General features: G+C 49.9%; 15 protein-coding genes. 7 read left to right on the top strand and 8 right to left on the bottom strand.

Features of this window, described 5'->3' with window-relative positions; translation table 11 throughout:
- Positions 1 to 30: 30 nt before the first annotated feature.
- The 4 genes from INT20_RS11960 (at position 31) to INT20_RS11975 (ending at position 6643) form a co-directional block, all read left to right on the top strand.
- Entirely contained in the window at positions 31 to 1479 is a 1449-nt protein-coding gene (locus tag INT20_RS11960) for an SLC13 family permease (protein ID WP_226912156.1), read from the top strand.
- A 1056-nt stretch (positions 1480 to 2535) separates the two neighbouring features.
- Positions 2536 to 4212 (top strand): alpha/beta hydrolase, encoded by a 1677-nt coding sequence (locus INT20_RS11965; protein ID WP_193053098.1) that lies wholly within the window; start codon positions 2536 to 2538, stop codon positions 4210 to 4212.
- A 55-nt stretch (positions 4213 to 4267) separates the two neighbouring features.
- Positions 4268 to 5092, top strand: a complete 825-nt coding sequence (locus tag INT20_RS11970) for an LPD1 domain-containing protein (protein ID WP_193056982.1) — start codon at positions 4268 to 4270, stop codon at positions 5090 to 5092.
- Positions 5093 to 5311: 219 nt separating this feature from the next.
- Complete coding sequence (locus INT20_RS11975; protein ID WP_192528636.1) at positions 5312 to 6643, top strand: CitMHS family transporter; 1332 nt, start codon at positions 5312 to 5314, stop codon at positions 6641 to 6643.
- Between the two features lie 115 nt (positions 6644 to 6758).
- On the opposite strand, the gene INT20_RS11980 is transcribed toward INT20_RS11975, so the two are convergent.
- Positions 6759 to 7709, bottom strand: coding sequence for a pirin family protein (locus INT20_RS11980; protein ID WP_192528637.1), 951 nt, complete (start codon positions 7707 to 7709; stop codon positions 6759 to 6761).
- A gap of 157 nt (positions 7710 to 7866) precedes the next feature.
- Positions 7867 to 8490, bottom strand: a complete 624-nt coding sequence (ycaC, locus tag INT20_RS11985) for an isochorismate family cysteine hydrolase YcaC (protein WP_193053100.1) — start codon at positions 8488 to 8490, stop codon at positions 7867 to 7869.
- Between the two features lie 143 nt (positions 8491 to 8633).
- Between ycaC and INT20_RS11990 the strand changes: the two genes are divergently transcribed.
- A complete protein-coding gene (locus INT20_RS11990) occupies positions 8634 to 9542 on the top strand; it encodes a LysR substrate-binding domain-containing protein (protein WP_226912157.1) in 909 nt (302 codons plus the stop codon).
- Positions 9543 to 9611: 69 nt separating this feature from the next.
- On the top strand, positions 9612 to 9773 hold the full coding sequence (locus INT20_RS11995; RefSeq protein WP_193053101.1) for a metallothionein: 162 nt from the start codon (positions 9612 to 9614) through the stop codon (positions 9771 to 9773).
- A 491-nt stretch (positions 9774 to 10264) separates the two neighbouring features.
- Here the strand turns inward: INT20_RS11995 and INT20_RS12000 are convergent, their stop codons facing one another.
- Complete coding sequence (locus INT20_RS12000; protein ID WP_193056983.1) at positions 10265 to 11887, bottom strand: BCCT family transporter; 1623 nt, start codon at positions 11885 to 11887, stop codon at positions 10265 to 10267.
- A 348-nt stretch (positions 11888 to 12235) separates the two neighbouring features.
- Here INT20_RS12000 and INT20_RS12005 point away from each other — a divergent pair, with 348 nt between their 5' ends.
- On the top strand, positions 12236 to 13603 hold the full coding sequence (locus INT20_RS12005; RefSeq protein ID WP_193054862.1) for a hypothetical protein: 1368 nt from the start codon (positions 12236 to 12238) through the stop codon (positions 13601 to 13603).
- A gap of 265 nt (positions 13604 to 13868) precedes the next feature.
- Here INT20_RS12005 and INT20_RS12010 read toward each other — a convergent pair whose 3' ends face one another.
- The 5 genes from INT20_RS12010 to INT20_RS18110 form a co-directional block, all read right to left on the bottom strand.
- Positions 13869 to 14300, bottom strand: a complete 432-nt coding sequence (locus tag INT20_RS12010) for a HEPN domain-containing protein (RefSeq protein ID WP_328515364.1) — start codon at positions 14298 to 14300, stop codon at positions 13869 to 13871.
- Positions 14301 to 14466: 166 nt separating this feature from the next.
- A complete protein-coding gene (locus INT20_RS12015; RefSeq protein WP_193054860.1) occupies positions 14467 to 15228 on the bottom strand; it encodes a hypothetical protein in 762 nt (253 codons plus the stop codon).
- 101 nt (positions 15229 to 15329) lie between these two features.
- A complete protein-coding gene (locus INT20_RS12020) occupies positions 15330 to 16016 on the bottom strand; it encodes a hypothetical protein (RefSeq protein WP_193056984.1) in 687 nt (228 codons plus the stop codon).
- Between the two features lie 91 nt (positions 16017 to 16107).
- A complete protein-coding gene (locus INT20_RS12025; RefSeq protein ID WP_193054858.1) occupies positions 16108 to 16590 on the bottom strand; it encodes a hypothetical protein in 483 nt (160 codons plus the stop codon).
- 145 nt (positions 16591 to 16735) lie between these two features.
- Positions 16736 to 16916, bottom strand: a 181-nt coding sequence (locus INT20_RS18110; protein ID WP_226912158.1) for a hypothetical protein, incomplete at its 5' end; no start/stop codon positions are given.

The following is a 16916-nucleotide window of genomic DNA, read 5'->3' on the forward strand; positions in this document are numbered from 1 at the left end:
ATGCAATAGCGTCAGGAGACGAGTATGCGAATGTCATTGTCAAATTGGCGCCACTGGGTACCACTGTTAGCGGGACCACTTCTTTTTGTACTAATACAGGTACTGATGCCAGACACGCTGATTGATCCAGCCCCCCGCACGGTGCTGGCATTAACCGTATGGATGAGCGCCTGGTGGGTGACAGAGCCGGTTCCTATCCCTGTTACTTCTTTTCTACCCATGTTGGTACTGCCGCTTAGCGGTGTGATGGTGTTGGACGAAGCCGTTGTGGGCTACGCCAACCCGGTTATTTACATGTACATGGGTGGGTTTATTCTGGCCATTGCCATTGAGCGCTGGAATCTGCACCGACGCATCGCCCTGTCTATCGTCAACCGCATTGGCAACAGCCTGCGCAGCATCGTATTAGGCGTTTTGATTGCCTCGGCGTTTTTATCCATGTGGATATCCAACGCCGCCACAGCGCTTATGATGCTGCCTATTGCCGTCGCGCTAACCAATGAATTAGACGAACGCGACCAGTTTGAACGTCATCATCGCGATAGCTTTGCACGTATTTTGCTGCTAACCGTTGCTTATTCAGCCTCGATTGGCGGGCTGGCAACCATTATCGGCTCAGTGCCCAATGCCATCGTAGTGGCCATGATCCCGCAGTTTTTTGAAGGGGTAGAAATCAGCTTCTTGCAGTGGATGATTTTCGCGCTGCCACTCACGCTGATCTTACTGGCGATTTTGTACGTCTATCTCACTCGGATATACACCAAAATACCCAATACGCCGCTTGAGATTGATTTTGTGGCCCAGGAACTTGCGGCTCTTGGCCCCATGAGCCAGGAAGAGAGGCGTGTCTTGGGCGTATTTGTGGCAACGGCACTGGCCTGGGCGTTACGCGGCTGGCTGGCACCGTTTTTTGATCTGCCCATTAACGATACGATTATTGCGGTAACCGCCGCCATTGCGTTGTTTGTCATTCCTGCCCACAACGAAAAACGCGCCCTGCTGGTTTGGGACGATATGAAGGGCTTGCCGTGGGGCTTGTTTATACTTTGGGGCGGGGGTATGACGCTCGCTGCTGCGTTCATCGCCAGCGATTTGACCGGTTGGATCAGCGAGCAACTGCAGTTACTGGATGGCGTCAATTACTTCTGGCTACTGTTAATTATGGTGCTGTTAATGCTGTTCTTGACGGAAATCATTTCCAATACCGCAACGGCAAATATGGCACTGCCCATTACCGCAGGCATGGCTGCAGCCATCACGACCGGCAACCCGCTCGGATTAATGGTGGCGGTTGCTCTCGCCACTACGTGTGCCTTTATGTTGCCGATATCCACCCCGCCTAACGCCGCTGTATTTTCCACAGGGCGTATTTCTATTAAACAAATGGCCAAAGCGGGATTTGCCATGAACCTCGTAAGCGCTATTGCGATTACGCTGTTTGTTTATTTTATTATGCCGCTGCTGTTACCCACACCTTAATTAGCGAACTATCTTTTCAAAAGAGTATTAAAAAAACCCCGGCCATTGCTGGCCGGGGATGATTAGTTCCTCCATAATCCTACACCACGAACATCCTGTTCATGCTTCCTTGTGTACCACAAATATCCTTATTTGCTCTTCCTTAATACGCTGTCCTTGCGCTATATGGCTACAATGGACCCTAAAGCGCCTGAGTTATCTAACCCAGGTTATGAAAAGATAAAACAAGCGCTTTTTTTACAAACATTTAATACACCCTGCAAATGTTTTATTTCAAAGCAAAAGCACCTGCCAAACAAGGTTAATAATTACCGAATAAAACAAAAGCTAAACTTTAGACCTTTTCAATCTTAGCAAATTATCAAATAAACTTTATTAAACATTAAACAACTTGACTATAAAAACGGCGCCAAATTACCAACAAAAGCTTTGGGGACCACTGATTAAGACAATTACGTTAAGTATAACTCAAAAATATATACTAATTTCTTCGTACTATTACTGATAAATGGGTAATACGGACAACTCGCCTTTCAACCTCAAGCCTGGTATCGCCCTACGCCACAACGAGCCAACCCTGAATTCAGCCATTAAGCACAGCAGAAGGCCAACCCGCAGGCAAGCATTGGCCATTTTTTAAACAGAAGTTTGCCTCCATTGCGCATCGGATCAGTTCTGAAACGTTTTCGTACAATATCTTTACAATAATTATTTGTACACCAATTAACTTTTAGCTATGGTCTGTAGTGTTCGCGGCAAGGAAACCGCTAGCAAGGAAGCGATCGCTCAGGATGAGCTGCAAGATGTCATGGATGGTCAAGGAGACGAAAAGAAGCCCTCGCATCGAGGGCTTCTTTTCGTCTGGTTCCATACCCAGCATTTATTCCTCCCCCACCCATGACGCTTCACTCCTATGCGCATATCCACCTGTTCGAAAGTCCATCTATTCGCAAGTTCATTGCGCCTGAAATAGAATAAAGTTAGCAGAAAGCCACTCGCTTAGCGCCAACGCCTTAGCGATTTTCGTTCAAAGCCTACAGCGACCATGGATAACCAATGGAACTGAGCAGACAACAACAGTGGATCTTCTCACGCCTTGCGCGTTTTTCAGGCGTGGGCCTGGTACTGGGCACGCTCTTCTTTGCGTTTTCGCTAACGCCAAGCCTTATACCTCGCCCACTCATCGCGCAAGGTATCGTGTCGGGGCTAAGTTTTACCGCAGGCTATGCGTTGGGAGTGATGGGGCATGGGCTTTGGCGTTACCTCCATTTACCTGCCCCCAATGCGCGGCTGGAAACGTATTTTCACTGGTTAGCCGCCGCTGTATCCCTGAGCATCGCCGCTCTTTTTTTATGGCGAGCCGCCGAATGGCAAAATAGTATTCGCCAACTAATGGAGATGGAACCCGTTAGCGGCACACATCCCTTCTCCATTGCCTTAATTGCCTTGGGTGTGTTTGCGTTTTTAATGCTTATGGCGCTGCTTTTTAGGCGTACCTTCCGGCTACTTTCACGTAAGTTGGCTTATATTTTGCCCCGCCGAGTAGCCTATGTGCTGGGCACGATCGCCGCTATTGCGCTGTTTTGGCTCGTTATCGAAGGCATTCTTTTTTCGTATGCGCTAAAGGTGGCCGACCGCTCTTATCAGCAGGTAGATGAGCTTATGCAAAGCGACCTTTCTCCGCCTGAAGACCCACTAAAGCCCGGCAGCGCAGAGTCGTTAATTAGCTGGGAAGCGTTAGGCAGCCGTGGCCGGCGCTTTGTGACCGAAGGCCCGAGCGGCGCGCAAATCGGTGACTTTCTGGGCGAAGAAGCTCCTGACCCTGTCCGCGTTTATGTGGGTCTTAATGCTGCTGAAACGCCTACCGAGCGAGCCGAACTCGCGCTGGAAGAACTGATCCGAGTGGGCGGTTTCGAGCGTTCTGTCTTGGTATTAGCAACACCAACAGGGCGTGGGTGGATAGACCCGGGGTCGCAGGATACAGTGGAATACCTACACCGCGGCGACATTGCCACGATAGCAGCCCAATACTCCTATCTGCCCAGCCATCTATCGCTAATTTCTGAAGCCGATTATGGCGTCGAAAATGCCCGGGCGTTATTTGCAGTGGTCTATGATTACTGGTCCAGCCTTCCCAGTGACGAGCGCCCTCGGCTGTACCTGTTTGGGCTCAGCCTGGGCGCACTTAACTCGGATCTTTCGTTTGATCTCTACGATATTATTGATGATCCCTTTAATGGAGCGCTATGGGCCGGCCCGCCTTTCCGAAGCGACACATGGAAACGCATTACGGCTGACCGTGATCACGGCTCGCCAGCTTGGCTACCCAGGTTTCGCGATGGCTCGGTAGTGCGCTTTATGAACCAAACGCAGGGGCTTCAAGAAGTACCGGGAGAATGGGGAAATTTTCGTATTGCCTACCTGCAATATGCCAGCGACCCCATTACGTTTTTTGAACCCGCTTCTTTCTGGCGTGAACCAGACTGGATGCACACACCGCGTGGTCCCGATGTTTCACCCGATCTGCGCTGGTATCCTGTGGTAACAATGCTGCAATTATTGGTAGACCTTACTACCGAAAGCGCCCCGCCAGGCTTTGGCCATGAAATTGCGGCGGAAGACTATATTGATGCCTGGGCCGCGCTTTCCGAACCGCCCGGCTGGGATGAAGAGTCTCTGAAACGTTTACGTGACTTCTTTATTCACGCCAGGGAGGCAAGGATTCAGCACTAATCCTCAGGCTGTCTAGCTTGAATACTTTTACCGATAGCCAACAGGTAAGCGCGCCGTGAGTATCGACGCTCGAACGTTTTATCGCAACGGGCCGTCTCATCGCCAGCAGGAGCCCAGTAGCTTTGCGCTTATTCGGCGCCAGTTCGATTTTCGCTCCATCGAAATTGGCCGCTGGGTGACTCCTGCTGAGCGCGACCGTGCAGCGGAGCTGTTTCATGATGCGCTGTGCGATTTGATGTTGATTCTACAAGGCCCCGAAACGCTGGTGTCATTACGCGGCTCACTGGCATTGCAGTATGGCAGCGGCGGGCGGCCCGGCGTTGCCGCCCATTACGACCCCGCCCAGCGCAGCTTTGCGCTGGGCGTTGCCGCCCATTACGACCCCGCCCAGCGCAGCTTTGCGCTGGCTAAGAACGTAGGCCCTGGCAGTATCGCTCACGAGTGGTTTCATGCCTTTGATCACTACATTGCGCAAAAATGTTTCACAGGGCTATCTCGCGATATATTTGCATCAGCCGCCTGGCTAGCTGATGCGCCGCCTATTGTGCACCCACTTAACCTGCGCCTAATGGAGTGCTTTACGGCCATTCTGCTACAACCCGACGGCAAGCGGCCCAGCGAGCTTTTTCAGCACTCGGTAGCCATGGACCGCAAGCTGGGACAAGTGTATTACAGCAAACCGGAAGAGCTATGCGCCCGCGCGTTTGAAGCCTTTGTGCAGGACGCGCCGATCAAGAATCAATTTTTGGTTAAAGGCACCAAAGCCACCCCAGAAGCCGAACTTGGCCTTTACCCCCAGGGCAGCGCCCGCCAGCACATCAATACTGCTTTTCAACGCTATTTCAGCCAGTTAGGCCTCGCCTTAAGCCGCCCCCTATAACCCCTGGTTATCAGGTACCAGGCCGTTCATCGTCTCTCTGTTGGTGCAAAACCGTTCGTCTATATATCGGCGTTTACAAGACGACTAAGCATAAAGTCTAGGTTGTGCAGCCAAAACAGAGTCACCATAATCCGCGCGACTTTAGTTTATTAACCATTAGTTTAATTCAGGAAATAGTGAAATATCCTGGATTGAAAATTCACGCTCAAGGAGCTGAAAATGTCGCTAAGCCTAGCGGGCCTGACCGCTATCGCTGCTATTGTAGCCATGCTGTTAAGCGGACGCGTATCGCCCCTGGTGGCCTTCGTCCTTGTGCCTATTGTTGCCGCCATAGTTACCGGTTTTGGTATTGATGATATCGCGATGTTTTATGAGCAAGGCTTCGCACGCGTTATCCCTGTCGCTGTCATGTTTGTGTTTGCCATTCTGTTCTTCGGTATCCTTCAGGATGCGGGGCTATTTGAACCGGTTATTCGCAAGGTGCTCTCAGTATCCAAAGGCAATGTGGTTAGCATTACCGTAGCCACCGCGCTTGTTGCCAGTATTGCCCACCTGGATGGCTCCGGAGCCACCACTTTTCTACTAACCATTCCTGCACTTCTACCTACCTACCAGCGCCTACGCATGAGCCCTTACCTGCTGTTACTGCTGGTCGGTTTGGGCGCCAGCATTATGAATATGCTTCCCTGGGCGGGCCCGCTCGCCCGAATTGGTTCCGTACTCGGCATGAGCCCAAGCGAGCTATGGCGCCCGCTTATTCCCCTGCAGATATTTGCACTGGTCCTTCTACTCGCACTGGCAGTGGTATTAGGCCTGCGTGAAAATCGTCGTATCAAGCGCCTGCCTTCACTCGACGCTGACGCTGCCTTGAATGACACCGCTACCGCCAATATTCAGGAAACCTTCAAAACACAGCCAGCCGCCGACAAGGTGCCCGGCTGGAAAATGGCCTTTAATGCGCTGCTGTTATTCGCGGTTGTCGTTGCGCTTACCATGGACACTTTGCCGCCCGCGCTGATCTTTATGATCGGTGTTGCCTTGGCACTACCGGTTAACATTCCCCAAATGGATGGGCAGATGCAGAGCATCAAACGCCATGCGCCCAATGCCCTTGTTATGGCTACCATTATTATTGCCGCGGGCACCTTCCTCGGGATTCTTAATGGCTCCAATATGCTGAGCGAGTTATCGGCGGATATCGTGGCAATTCTACCGGCAGCCGTGGTGCCCTATATGCATATATTGATCGGCATTTTTGGCGTACCGTTTGATCTTATTCTGAGCACCGATGCGTACTTCTTCGCCTTTTTGCCTATTGTGATTGAAGTGGTCGGCAATGCAGGGGTTCCGGCGGTTTCAACCGCGTACGCGATGGTGATCGGTAATATTATCGGCACCTTTGTTAGCCCGCTTGCCCCGGCCGTTTGGTTAGCGTTACAGCTTGCCGGGCTGGAAATGGGCAAACATATCCGGTACTCCTTCGGCATTATGTGGGTCTTCAGCTTGGTATTACTGCTTTTTGGCTACCTTATCGGTGTCATCACTCTGTAACCCAAAGCTGCGCGATAGCCGCTCGTAAAACGCTGTGAAAAAAGCTCGCTGAGGTATTCCCTCATGCGAGCTTTTTTATGCTTTTTTTCAAACGAGGTAGAAAGTAGTCAGGTCTTTAATTACCCGGCTGGCCTGGGAAAGGAACAAATTCGCTATTGTCGTCAGGTGGCAGTTGGAAGCGGCCATGTTCAAAATCGCCTTCAATCCATGCTTCCTTGGCGGCTTCAAGCTTCTCTTTGGAAGAGGCGACAAAGTTCCAGGACACGTAGCGCGGGCCGTTAAGCGTCTCGCCGCCCAGCAGCATTAAACGCGCGCCGCGCTCGCCTGCCGTAACGGTAATCGGGTCGCCTGGGCGGAACACCATCATCCGGCCCTCCTCGAACACTTCACCGGCGATAATCACGCTGCCCGAGGTAATATAAACGCCTCGGTCTTCATGGTTATCAGGCAGTGGCAATTTAGCGCCCGGCATCAAGCTAGCATCGGCATAAAACATGTCCGAGAAGGTCTGTACGGGCGCTTTCTCACCCCACGCCGTGCCTAGAATCAAGCGCACCTCTTTGCCTTCACCCTGCAGTAGCGGCAGTGCGTCCTGGCCCTGGTGCTCAAAAGTGGCGGGTTTATCTTCGTGTTCTTCAGGCAGCGCTACCCAGGTTTGAATGCCAAACAGCGAATGGGTTGGCTGCCGACGGGTAATGGGGCTGGTGCGCTCTGAATGCGTCACGCCATTGCCGGCCACCATCCAGTTGACCTCTCCTGGATAGATCATTTGGTTGGTGCCCAGGCTATCACGGTGCTGAAATTCCCCCTTATAAAGGTACGTAACGGTGGCCAGGCCGATATGCGGATGAGGGCGAACATCGATTCCACCTTCCGTTAAGAACTCGGCAGGCCCCATTTGATCGAAGAAAATAAACGGGCCGACCATCTGCCGCTTGGGCGCAGGCAATGCGCGGCGCACTTCAAAGCCGCCCAAGTCACGCGCACGGGGAATAATCAGCGTCTCGATATCCTTCAGACCACCCGCTGATGGGCATTGGGGTTCAATCGTCGGCATCCAACTCATGTGCTGCACTCCTCAAAAATAGCGTAGGCAAGGCGGCCCGGCTTTATCGTTATGTTTTATGGCGTAGTAACCGTTATCGATGAAGATAAACATGCCTTGCTGCCCTAGGTGAGAGAAGCCACTGGCGACAGATTCAGCCGCCAGTGGTTACTCGTGATTACTTGCTTGTCAGCGTGCTGTAGCTGTTCATCAGGTTGCGATAATCGGGGATGTGGTTAGCGAACAAGGTACCTAGGCCTTCAACATCATTGCGCCAGTCGCGGTGAAGCTCACACGCCGCGCCAAACCAGCTCATCATTTGCGCACCGGCGCCTGACATACGGTCCCAGGCAGCATCGCGCGTCATGGCATTAAAGGTGCCGGATGCATCGGTGATCACGAACACGTCAAACTCTTCTTCCAGGGCAGAAAGTGCCGGAAAGGCAACACACACTTCGGTAACGATGCCCGCGATAATCAGCTGCTTTTTACCGGTCGCTTTAACGGCCTTAACGAAATCTTCGTTGTCCCACGCGTTAATTTGGCCAGGGCGAGCGATGTAAGGCGCGTCGGGGAAGCGCTCTTTTAACTCAGGCATTAACGGGCCGTTAGGGCCATTTTCAAAACTGGTGGTCAAGATAGTGGGCAAACCGAAGTACTTTGCTGTATCAGCCAGGGCCAATACGTTATTTTTGAAACGGTCAGGTTCAATGTCGCGCACCAGTGAAAGCAGGCCCGCTTGATGATCAACCAACAATACGGCGGCATTATCTTTATCTAGACGAACGTAAGGTTTTGACATGATCCACTCCTAGCACTCAGTTAATGGAGCCATCACCATTGGTAGCTCCGGTTGGCCTTGCGACTTACAAAACTGAGTGTAGACGGTCGTCTGCTCGGTGATTAGATGGGAAAATCACAACACACCGTTTCAATTTGAGAACGATGATGACAATCCCCAATCTCAACGACCTGTACTATTTTGTCCAAGTGGTGGACCACGAAGGCTTTGCACCCGCTGGGCGCGCCTTGGGCATCGCCAAGTCAAAGCTTAGCCGACACGTTGGGGAGCTCGAAAAACAATTAGGAGTACTGCTTCTCCACCGTTCAACGCGGCATCTGCGTATGACCGATATCGGCCAGCGCTATTACCTGCACTGTAAAGCCATGCTGGAAGAAGTTGAGGCTGCCCAGCAGGTGATTGAAGAGAGCCAGTCTGGGCCTTGCGGCATCATACGGCTTAGCTGCCCCACCGGGTTACTTAACTTTCATGTCAGCAAGATGCTGGCGGATTTCATGAGACTCTACCCCCAGGTACATATTCACCTGGAAGCCACCAACCGCCATGTAGACCCCCTGACGGAAGGTATTGATATTGCTATTCGTGCCCGCCCTCTACCGTTTGAAGATAGCGATCTGTTCCACAAGGTGCTGTCAGCAAGCAGCCAGTGCCTGGTGGCCAGCCCGAAACTGCTCAGCCGCTATGGGAAGCCGAAAGCGCCCAGCGACCTTACCCACTTTCCCAGTATCAGCCGCGCAAGGCCCATGGAGCAGCACATTTGGCGATTACAGCGCAACGAACACATCGAGGTTATTGAGCATACGCCACGCTTTATTACCACCGACATGACCGCCCTTTACCATGCCACGCTAGCAGGCATTGGTATTGCGCAAATGCCCAAGCTGGTGCTGCCGGGCGCCATTGATTCCGGCCAGCTGACGCTTGTCTTACCGGAATGGGAACTACGCCAAGAAGTGATTCACGCGGTTTACCTTGCACGCCGCGAGTTGCTTCCCTCAGTGCGCGTGTTGCTGGACTTTATGGCGGAACGCTACGCCGAGCTGGAACTATAAATCACTAACGCAATTACATAACACTGGGAGCCGGGTCTATGCTGACGTTACCAACACAGGAGGTGCAATATGGCTCAACAACAGTGTGCTTGCCCGAAATGCGATTGTTCCGTGGACGACCAATCCATTGAGAAAGATGGTCAGAAATTCTGCTCCGAGGCGTGTGCTATTGCCCATACAGACGGCTCCACGGGCTGCGGTCACAACTGTAGCTGCGGAAAACCAGCATAGCCTTAACGTGCCTACAGTAGTCATCATAGCGCCCAGCACCTCTGCTGGGCGCTAATGGGTTAAGTCTCTGCTTTCCTCTGTTCGTTGCTACGCTTAATTTCTACTTTCAGCTTCTACTTCAGTTCCTAATTGGCTTCAGCCCCTTAATCAGCCCACCGGGTAATCATTCCGTATCGGCATGTTCGCCTCGCCACGTGCGAAAAAGCCACCCATGCACTAGCCTTAAAGGCTCTCCACCCTTACAAGGAATGTAATTATGCCTTCTACTACCGTTATTGTTGTCGTGGTTGTCGTGATCGCCGTACTAGGGATTGGCTTTAGCGGCGTTCTGCCGTTTTAAATAGTTTTGCTATTCTAACTACGAGACAACTCAACGACTGCTGGCTCGAATATTGGTAACGTGCGAACAGGGAAGATTAAACTTCCGAACGCTACACAAAATGCCCGCTGAGCCATCAGCGGGCATTTTTCTGTGTGGCCATTTTGTAAGATTATTCGTTCAGCTTTTCGGGCTTGGGCGGGCTGCCTACTTTCACTTTGGTAAGGTCCTCATGAGAAAGGCCGCGCAGCAGCGATAGCATCATGACAAACACCAGGATAAACATGGGCAAACCGACCACGGTAATTACCTCTTGGAGTGCGGTAAGCCCCGCATCACCCGCCAGCACAATCAGCATAGCGGCCAGCATGCCTTCCGAAACACCCCAGAATACGCGCTGATGCCAAGGGCCAGGGTCGGCGCTGCCGGTACACAACATATCGACCACCAACGACGCAGAATCTGACGAAGTAGCGAAGAAAATTGCCACGACCACCACCGCCAAGCCCTGGATTAACGTAGCCGCTGGGAAGTTCTCAAAAAACGCGAACATGGCGAGCGGGATGCTTTCAGCCACGGCGGCGGACAAGGCACCCGCCTGGTCCCCCATTGCCTCGCGAGCCGCTGCGCCAATGCCATCAATCTCCATGGCCGACCAACCAAAGATCGCAAACCACACCAGCGTAAACATGGAAGGCGCAAACAGCACACCCAGCACAAACTCACGGATGGTGCGCCCGCGAGAGATACGTGCCACAAAGATGCCGATGAAAGGCGACCATGTCACCGTCCAGGCCCAATAGAACACCGTCCAACTGCCCTGCCACCCCCAGCCACTGCCGTCGGTGCTGGCGTAGCGAGCCAGGGTGTCATTCCAGAACGCCATCGGCAACAGGTTAGTGATATACAGGCCAAAGGTTTCAACAACCGCACGTAACAAAAACACGGTTGAGCCAGTAAAGAGCACAAATAGCAGTAAGCCAACCGCCATACCAATATTTAGATTGGAAAGCAGTTTCACGCCTGAATCCAGCCCGGCCACGATTGACCCAACGGCAATGGCGGTCAGCACCGCGATGATAGTCACTTTGGTAAACACCGAATCCGGCACACCCAACAGCTCGGTTAGCCCCGCATTGATCTGCTGGGTGCCCAAGCCAAGGGAAACCGCGACACCAAACAGCGTGCCCAGAATGGCAAAGATATCGAGGGTTTTGCCGACAGGGCCGTAAATGCGCTCGCCCAGCAACGGGTAGAACACGGAGCTAAAACGCATCGGCAAGTTGTAACGATAGATAAAGTACGCAAACGCCAACCCCGGCATCGCGAAAATCGCCCAAGTATGCAGCCCCAAGTGATAGATCGAAAAGCTCATGGCATCGTCGGCGGCTTCTACCGAAAAGGGTTCGACACCCGGCCTTGGCGGCGTAGAGAAGTGGGAAATAGGCTCGGCAACCCCCCAGAACATCAACACCGTACCGATACCGCCCGCAAACAGCATGGTGAACCAGGAAATGTTGCTATACGCAGGCTTTGCGTCGTTACCGCCCAAGCGAATTGCCCCGTAACGGCTAATCGCCACCCACAGCAAAAACGCCACCCAACTGGTCACCCCTAAAATAAAAAACCAGCCAAGGTTAGTAACCACCCACTCCCGCCCCGTACCAAAGGCGCTCCCTATCGCGTTTGGTGCAATCAACAGCGCCACCAGGAACAGGACCATGATACCTGCAGAGGTGAAAAAAATAGTCGGATCCGTCCGAAGGCCCAGCTTGTTGGCGAGATTATTGAGCATAATCGTTCCCCTTGTCTTTACAACAAGGTAGGGGGTATGGGCGGATTGCGCCAAGGTGCATTAAAAGCTCCTGGAGAAGCTCTTACATGTGTATTGGCGCATTTGTGATGGCCTTACGAGCAAAGCTTTTGTCATAAAAATAAATAAAAACAAAAACATACTTCAAAGACCAAATAATCAACCAAGAGGTAAAACAACCATCTCTCAATTAACATAAGCTCTTACATTATTTGTAAGCTTTATCTTACAAATAATTTTAATTTTCCATTACCTTAACCATTTCATTGACATTCAAATTAGAATTCGCTTTTGTGGATTAACTATTTTAAAAATAATCATGGAATCCATATGAGCGAAACCCGTCCTGAATACACATCACAGGGAAAATATGCCCGGTTAATCCCTACTCTGGCTGACAGCAAAAAAGAGGAGCGCGCAACTTCTATACTCTTGGCAGCGCTAATGTCGGTATATGAATTTCGCAAAACGATGCTTCAATCGATCAACAAACGCGTTGGAGAACGCACAAAGCTTGAGGCTTGGACCGAAGTAGTCTTCAAAAACGAAACCCCGATAAACCAAAAAAAGAGCCCTGATGACCGACCTGATGGGCTTATCGTTCTTAATACTGGCCGAACGAAGTGGCATGCTTTGGTTGAAGCCAAGGTAGGCAGCGAGACTGTTGGAGAAGACCAGCTATTAAAATATATCAAACAAGCCAAGGAACACGGCATTGATGCTGTCATCACCATTACCAATCAGTTTGTCGCCTTTCCAACTCACCACCCAGTGACCATTCCCAAGAAGCACTTACGCTCGGTTGAAATTTTCCATTGGTCGTGGACCTACATCGTGACCATGGCCCAACTGCTTCTAGCGCAGGACAAAATAGAAAGTCAGGACCAGCGGTTCATTCTGCACGAAGTAGTTAAATATCTAGAAGATCCAGGAAGTGGTAAAGCTGGTTTTACCAGCATGAACTCTGAATGGAAGACGGTGGTACAGAGCGCTTTTAACAATACGAAGCTTAATAAAAACTCTGAAGAAGTACTAAAAACCGTTGGTAGCTGGCATCAGGAACAACGTGAGCTGTGCCTTCAAATGTGGCCTTTGGTCGGAGAAAAGGTAGCGGTTAAGCTCCCACGAGCCCACCGAAATGATCCAAAGCAACGACTAGCGGATGATTGTGAAAGGCTGGCATCTGAGCACCTTCTAATAAGCACCATTGATATACCCAACGCTGCATCAGACCTTACAGTAACTGTCGATCTTACGCGTAAATCGATTACTTGCAGCATGCGGCTTGACGCGCCTAAAGATAGAAAAAGCACGTCAGCAAAAATTAACTGGCTCACCCGGCAATTACCCAGTAACGAAAAGAGCCCAGCCATTAGCATAAAAGCGATGCGCAAAGGTCAGGCTTTGGCAACGGACAAGCCTTTAGAAGAAGTGAGGAAAAACCCCAATATTTTGGATGTAGAAAATACCGACGCTCAACCTGTCGCATTCGAAGTATTTACCTCGATAGATCTAGGCGCAAAATTCTCGGGTAATCGCGTGTTCATCGAACACCTTGAAAAGGTAGTGCCCGATTTCTACCGCTATGCAGGCCAATACCTAAAAGCCTGGGTGGCTCCGGCACCTCGAGTTAAGCAAGTTGAAGAAGATCCCGAGGAAGAAACCGAGGCGCAGACTACATCGCCTGAAAATGATTGAATCGTTTTAATCCAGCCATAGTAAATTTACCGGTCACTGCGTATGGCCGGTTTTTTGTTATAGCGGCATTTCTGTAGGTTATGGGAGATTAGAAGAGACAGCCTACCGGCCAACAATTTTATTATTGTACTGAGTAGATACTTTAATTTTCTGGTTTCGGCCAAAAGCGGTCTTTTAGACATCTCTGATTAACGTTTGGTTAAGGGACGGGCTAAAACCCGCCCCAGCGAACGAAGTGAGCGATTTTAACCATTTGTTATACGCCTTACTCTGCATCGTCGTCGATTTCTTCAAATTTCAGCAGCATGCTTCCAAGTATAAAAAAAGCGTACCTTTTAAGGATTGTGTTGATGCTGGCAATGTTCATGTCGTCATAAACCTGCTCGATCCCCATGAATAGCTCTATGACTTGATCGTTAGTGATTGAGGCGTCAAGGCTATGTGCTAGTTGGTTTCGCAGCTTGTTTAGCTTTCTAAGGGAGCCAACAATATAGTCCGGCATCAAGCTCCAGTCCTTTTCTATCTCCAGTTTCGATACAAGCTCTAGTTTTTGGTGGTATCTCAGGTCTAGAGAAAGAATCGGTTCTGATTTTTCTTCAAATACGAGCCTAATTAGCTCTTCTAGTATTCCTTCGGTTGTTAAATGTACTCGCAGCAACGTACCTAGAGCATCTTCGCTTTCTTTGAATGTGCTCATTGCGAGTAGAAGATGCTTATATCGAGCACTAGTTAGGTTTAGCAGCTTGTCTTTGAGTGAGCTAGTCATAGTCCTTGCGTATAACGCTTAATAACCGGCGCGCTTTAGCGCGTCCGGCGCCGAAGGCGCGAAGTTGATTGATTTGTTACATGCACTTTCACTTACACTATTCACGAGTGCCACTGATATTTGACATCACATCGTCTAAAACAAAGTTTGGATCTGTATTAGAAGAGAATTCACCTCGACTAGCTCCATATATGAAGTTTGGGCAATCGCAGTCATTCTCGCCTTCACCACAATCCATGCACTCGGAATTGCACCCGTCAATCATTCGATCAATAGCATCGTGCGGTTGATAATCGTAATCAAAATGTCCATACCCTGTACTGCCACATATCCTACCATTAATAAAGTCATCTACATCATTGACGGTTTTTAGGCCGCAATTAAAGATTGCAGCAATTGGTCGCATTACAACCCTGCAATAATCAAATTTATACGTTGAGGATTTGAAAAATATTTTTCCCTCACTCGGTGCTAGACTGTGGAAAGTAAGATCTCCATATATTTCAATCAGGTCAGAGTATCTCTTTTGTTCTAATTCCACATGCTTGAACAAGTTATTGATTGCATCAAGCAATTTGAACTTGTTATTTATGTGGTCACATCCATCTACATGGTATCTATTATCAAATTGGGATATAAAATCTTTTCTATTCGCTTGGGTTACTTTGTTGGCAATGAAGACCATATAGTCAATTGCGTGAGCCAAGATGGCATTAAAAGAAAAAGCGTGGTGCAGCAAAACCTTGTTGTCATCCAACAAGCCAAAAAACTCTTCAGACGACGGAATCAAAACGTCATTGATGTAGGAAAGAAAATACTTAGCATCACTTTCTTCTGATTTCACGTTATAGATTTCCAATTCGACTCCTATATGGACTGGGCATGTAACGCCGTTAACACACGCGGCTTTGTAGTGGAGGCGAAGCCGCAACGAAGAAGCCATCGCAATGCTTGGCCTTGTTAACCATTTAGACCAAAAAACACTGTGACTTTACAATTGCTATAGAAACTCAGCCTCATTATTTTCTCGCATTGATCATTTCCGTTTATCACTTGATATTTGAAGACTTCCTTGTTTTCACCGAAGTATGGCTGGTTCTCAAATATTTGATCAGCCGCTTTAGCTAACTGCTCTATCGGTTCATTAGTGTCTCTGGCAGTTTCTGGATCTAGAGACAACAAAAAATCCGGCTGGATTGATACTTTGCCAAGCCACTTTTCAGAGAAGTGCTCATAGTGCAATGCTCTCGACATCATATCAATTGCACCATCAAACCGATGCCGATCAATCTCTATAGCAATAGTATTTTGCCATTCGCCAGTTTCTGTGTCTTGGATGGTGACTCTCTGATGAGTGCTCAGAAATTGTTTTATAAGGTTTGGATTTCTCTCGATGGCACGTATAAGCTTTGTTTGAAAATGGTTGCCACCGACTTCATTGGCAGGCAAGTTCATTACAAGAACATAAAGAATGTACTCGTCATCTTTTGATTTCTTTGTATTGTGCTCGTCACAAGCAGGAACAGTTATAAGTTGAGATCTCAGATTCCACCCTTCCGGTAGGTCTTTTTTTTCAGGAAATACGCATTTGGGAGGCACATGCTCTACAGTAGTTCCTTCCTTTTCGCACATATAGCATTCGGCCATGCACTATCCTCGATCTTATGGTTAACGCGAAGCACTGCGGCGGCTCGTAAGGGACGTCCGGCGGCCACCGGCCGCGAACTGCTGCGCCTTGTTAAAAATCCTGACCAAGCTTAGCCCAATTCTGAGTGAAATAGGCTTGAATCCCTGTGCCAGGCTGGTACCTGGGATAGAGCTTTTGAAACTCATCACGCGCAGAGCTATATGAACTATCATCGATAACGGAAAGAGCCCGGGCAAGGAACAACAAGGCTAGAGATGGGGCACGAGACTGACCTTGGTTGCAGTGAATAACCAACTTTTTTCCGTCATCCCAGTGCTTCATTGCGAAATCCAAAAAGCTGGAGAATAGTGCTGGCATAAACAACGGAACCGGTGGATCAATTATGTTGAGATACAGATCTGAACCTTGCTCAAAGACCAAGTAGTTTGGATGAGAATTCGGAAGCTTGCCCGTGTATCCAACAGCCCGCTGGTGACATGGGCTTTTGCATGCGTGAACGACCGCTACGCTATCAGAGCCAGACAAGCAGGATGTCGCACCCGTTACGAAAACCCTTTCATATACTTCCTGCATTCAGACTCCTTGGTATTTTAACGTCTAAGCTAAGCGGCGCGGCGGTAGCGTGTCCGGTGGAGCGCGAAGCGCGGAACGAACTTGAGCGACTTGTTATGTGCTGGTGCCCAATGAAGAAACGTTCTTCCCTAATGCGCCTGCATGTCTACTTGAGCACTTCGCTATCATCGCCGATATCTTTACATCCGCATTCCTTTTCCAGCACCTCCCGAAGCTCCTTTAATGTTGTGAATGAGGCTCCTGGCATACTGTAGTGGTTCAATAAAACCGGACACCAACGTAGGTGGTAATATTGCCACCATAAGCGAGGTGTCTGATGACCAGGA

The sequence above is a fragment of the Halomonas citrativorans genome (assembly GCF_014898005.1).
Classification (GTDB): Bacteria; Pseudomonadota; Gammaproteobacteria; order Pseudomonadales; family Halomonadaceae; genus Vreelandella; species Vreelandella citrativorans.

Bases quoted from the DNA above. Each gene is read 5' to 3' on its own strand.
- INT20_RS11995 (WP_193053101.1), top strand. From the start codon at position 9,612: ATGGCTCAACAACAGTGTGCTTGCCCGAAATGCGATTGTTCCGTGGAC.
- ycaC (WP_193053100.1), bottom strand. From the start codon at position 8,490: ATGTCAAAACCTTACGTTCGTCTAGATAAAGATAATGCCGCCGTATTG.
- INT20_RS11975 (WP_192528636.1), top strand. From the start codon at position 5,312: ATGTCGCTAAGCCTAGCGGGCCTGACCGCTATCGCTGCTATTGTAGCC.
- INT20_RS12005 (WP_193054862.1), top strand. From the start codon at position 12,236: ATGAGCGAAACCCGTCCTGAATACACATCACAGGGAAAATATGCCCGG.
- INT20_RS12020 (WP_193056984.1), bottom strand. From the start codon at position 16,016: ATGGCCGAATGCTATATGTGCGAAAAGGAAGGAACTACTGTAGAGCAT.
- INT20_RS11965 (WP_193053098.1), top strand. From the start codon at position 2,536: ATGGAACTGAGCAGACAACAACAGTGGATCTTCTCACGCCTTGCGCGT.
- INT20_RS11960 (WP_226912156.1), top strand. From the start codon at position 31: ATGTCATTGTCAAATTGGCGCCACTGGGTACCACTGTTAGCGGGACCA.
- INT20_RS12000 (WP_193056983.1), bottom strand. From the start codon at position 11,887: ATGCTCAATAATCTCGCCAACAAGCTGGGCCTTCGGACGGATCCGACT.
- INT20_RS12025 (WP_193054858.1), bottom strand. From the start codon at position 16,590: ATGCAGGAAGTATATGAAAGGGTTTTCGTAACGGGTGCGACATCCTGC.
- INT20_RS12010 (WP_328515364.1), bottom strand. From the start codon at position 14,300: ATGAGCACATTCAAAGAAAGCGAAGATGCTCTAGGTACGTTGCTGCGA.
- INT20_RS11980 (WP_192528637.1), bottom strand. From the start codon at position 7,709: ATGAGTTGGATGCCGACGATTGAACCCCAATGCCCATCAGCGGGTGGT.
- INT20_RS11990 (WP_226912157.1), top strand. From the start codon at position 8,634: ATGATGACAATCCCCAATCTCAACGACCTGTACTATTTTGTCCAAGTG.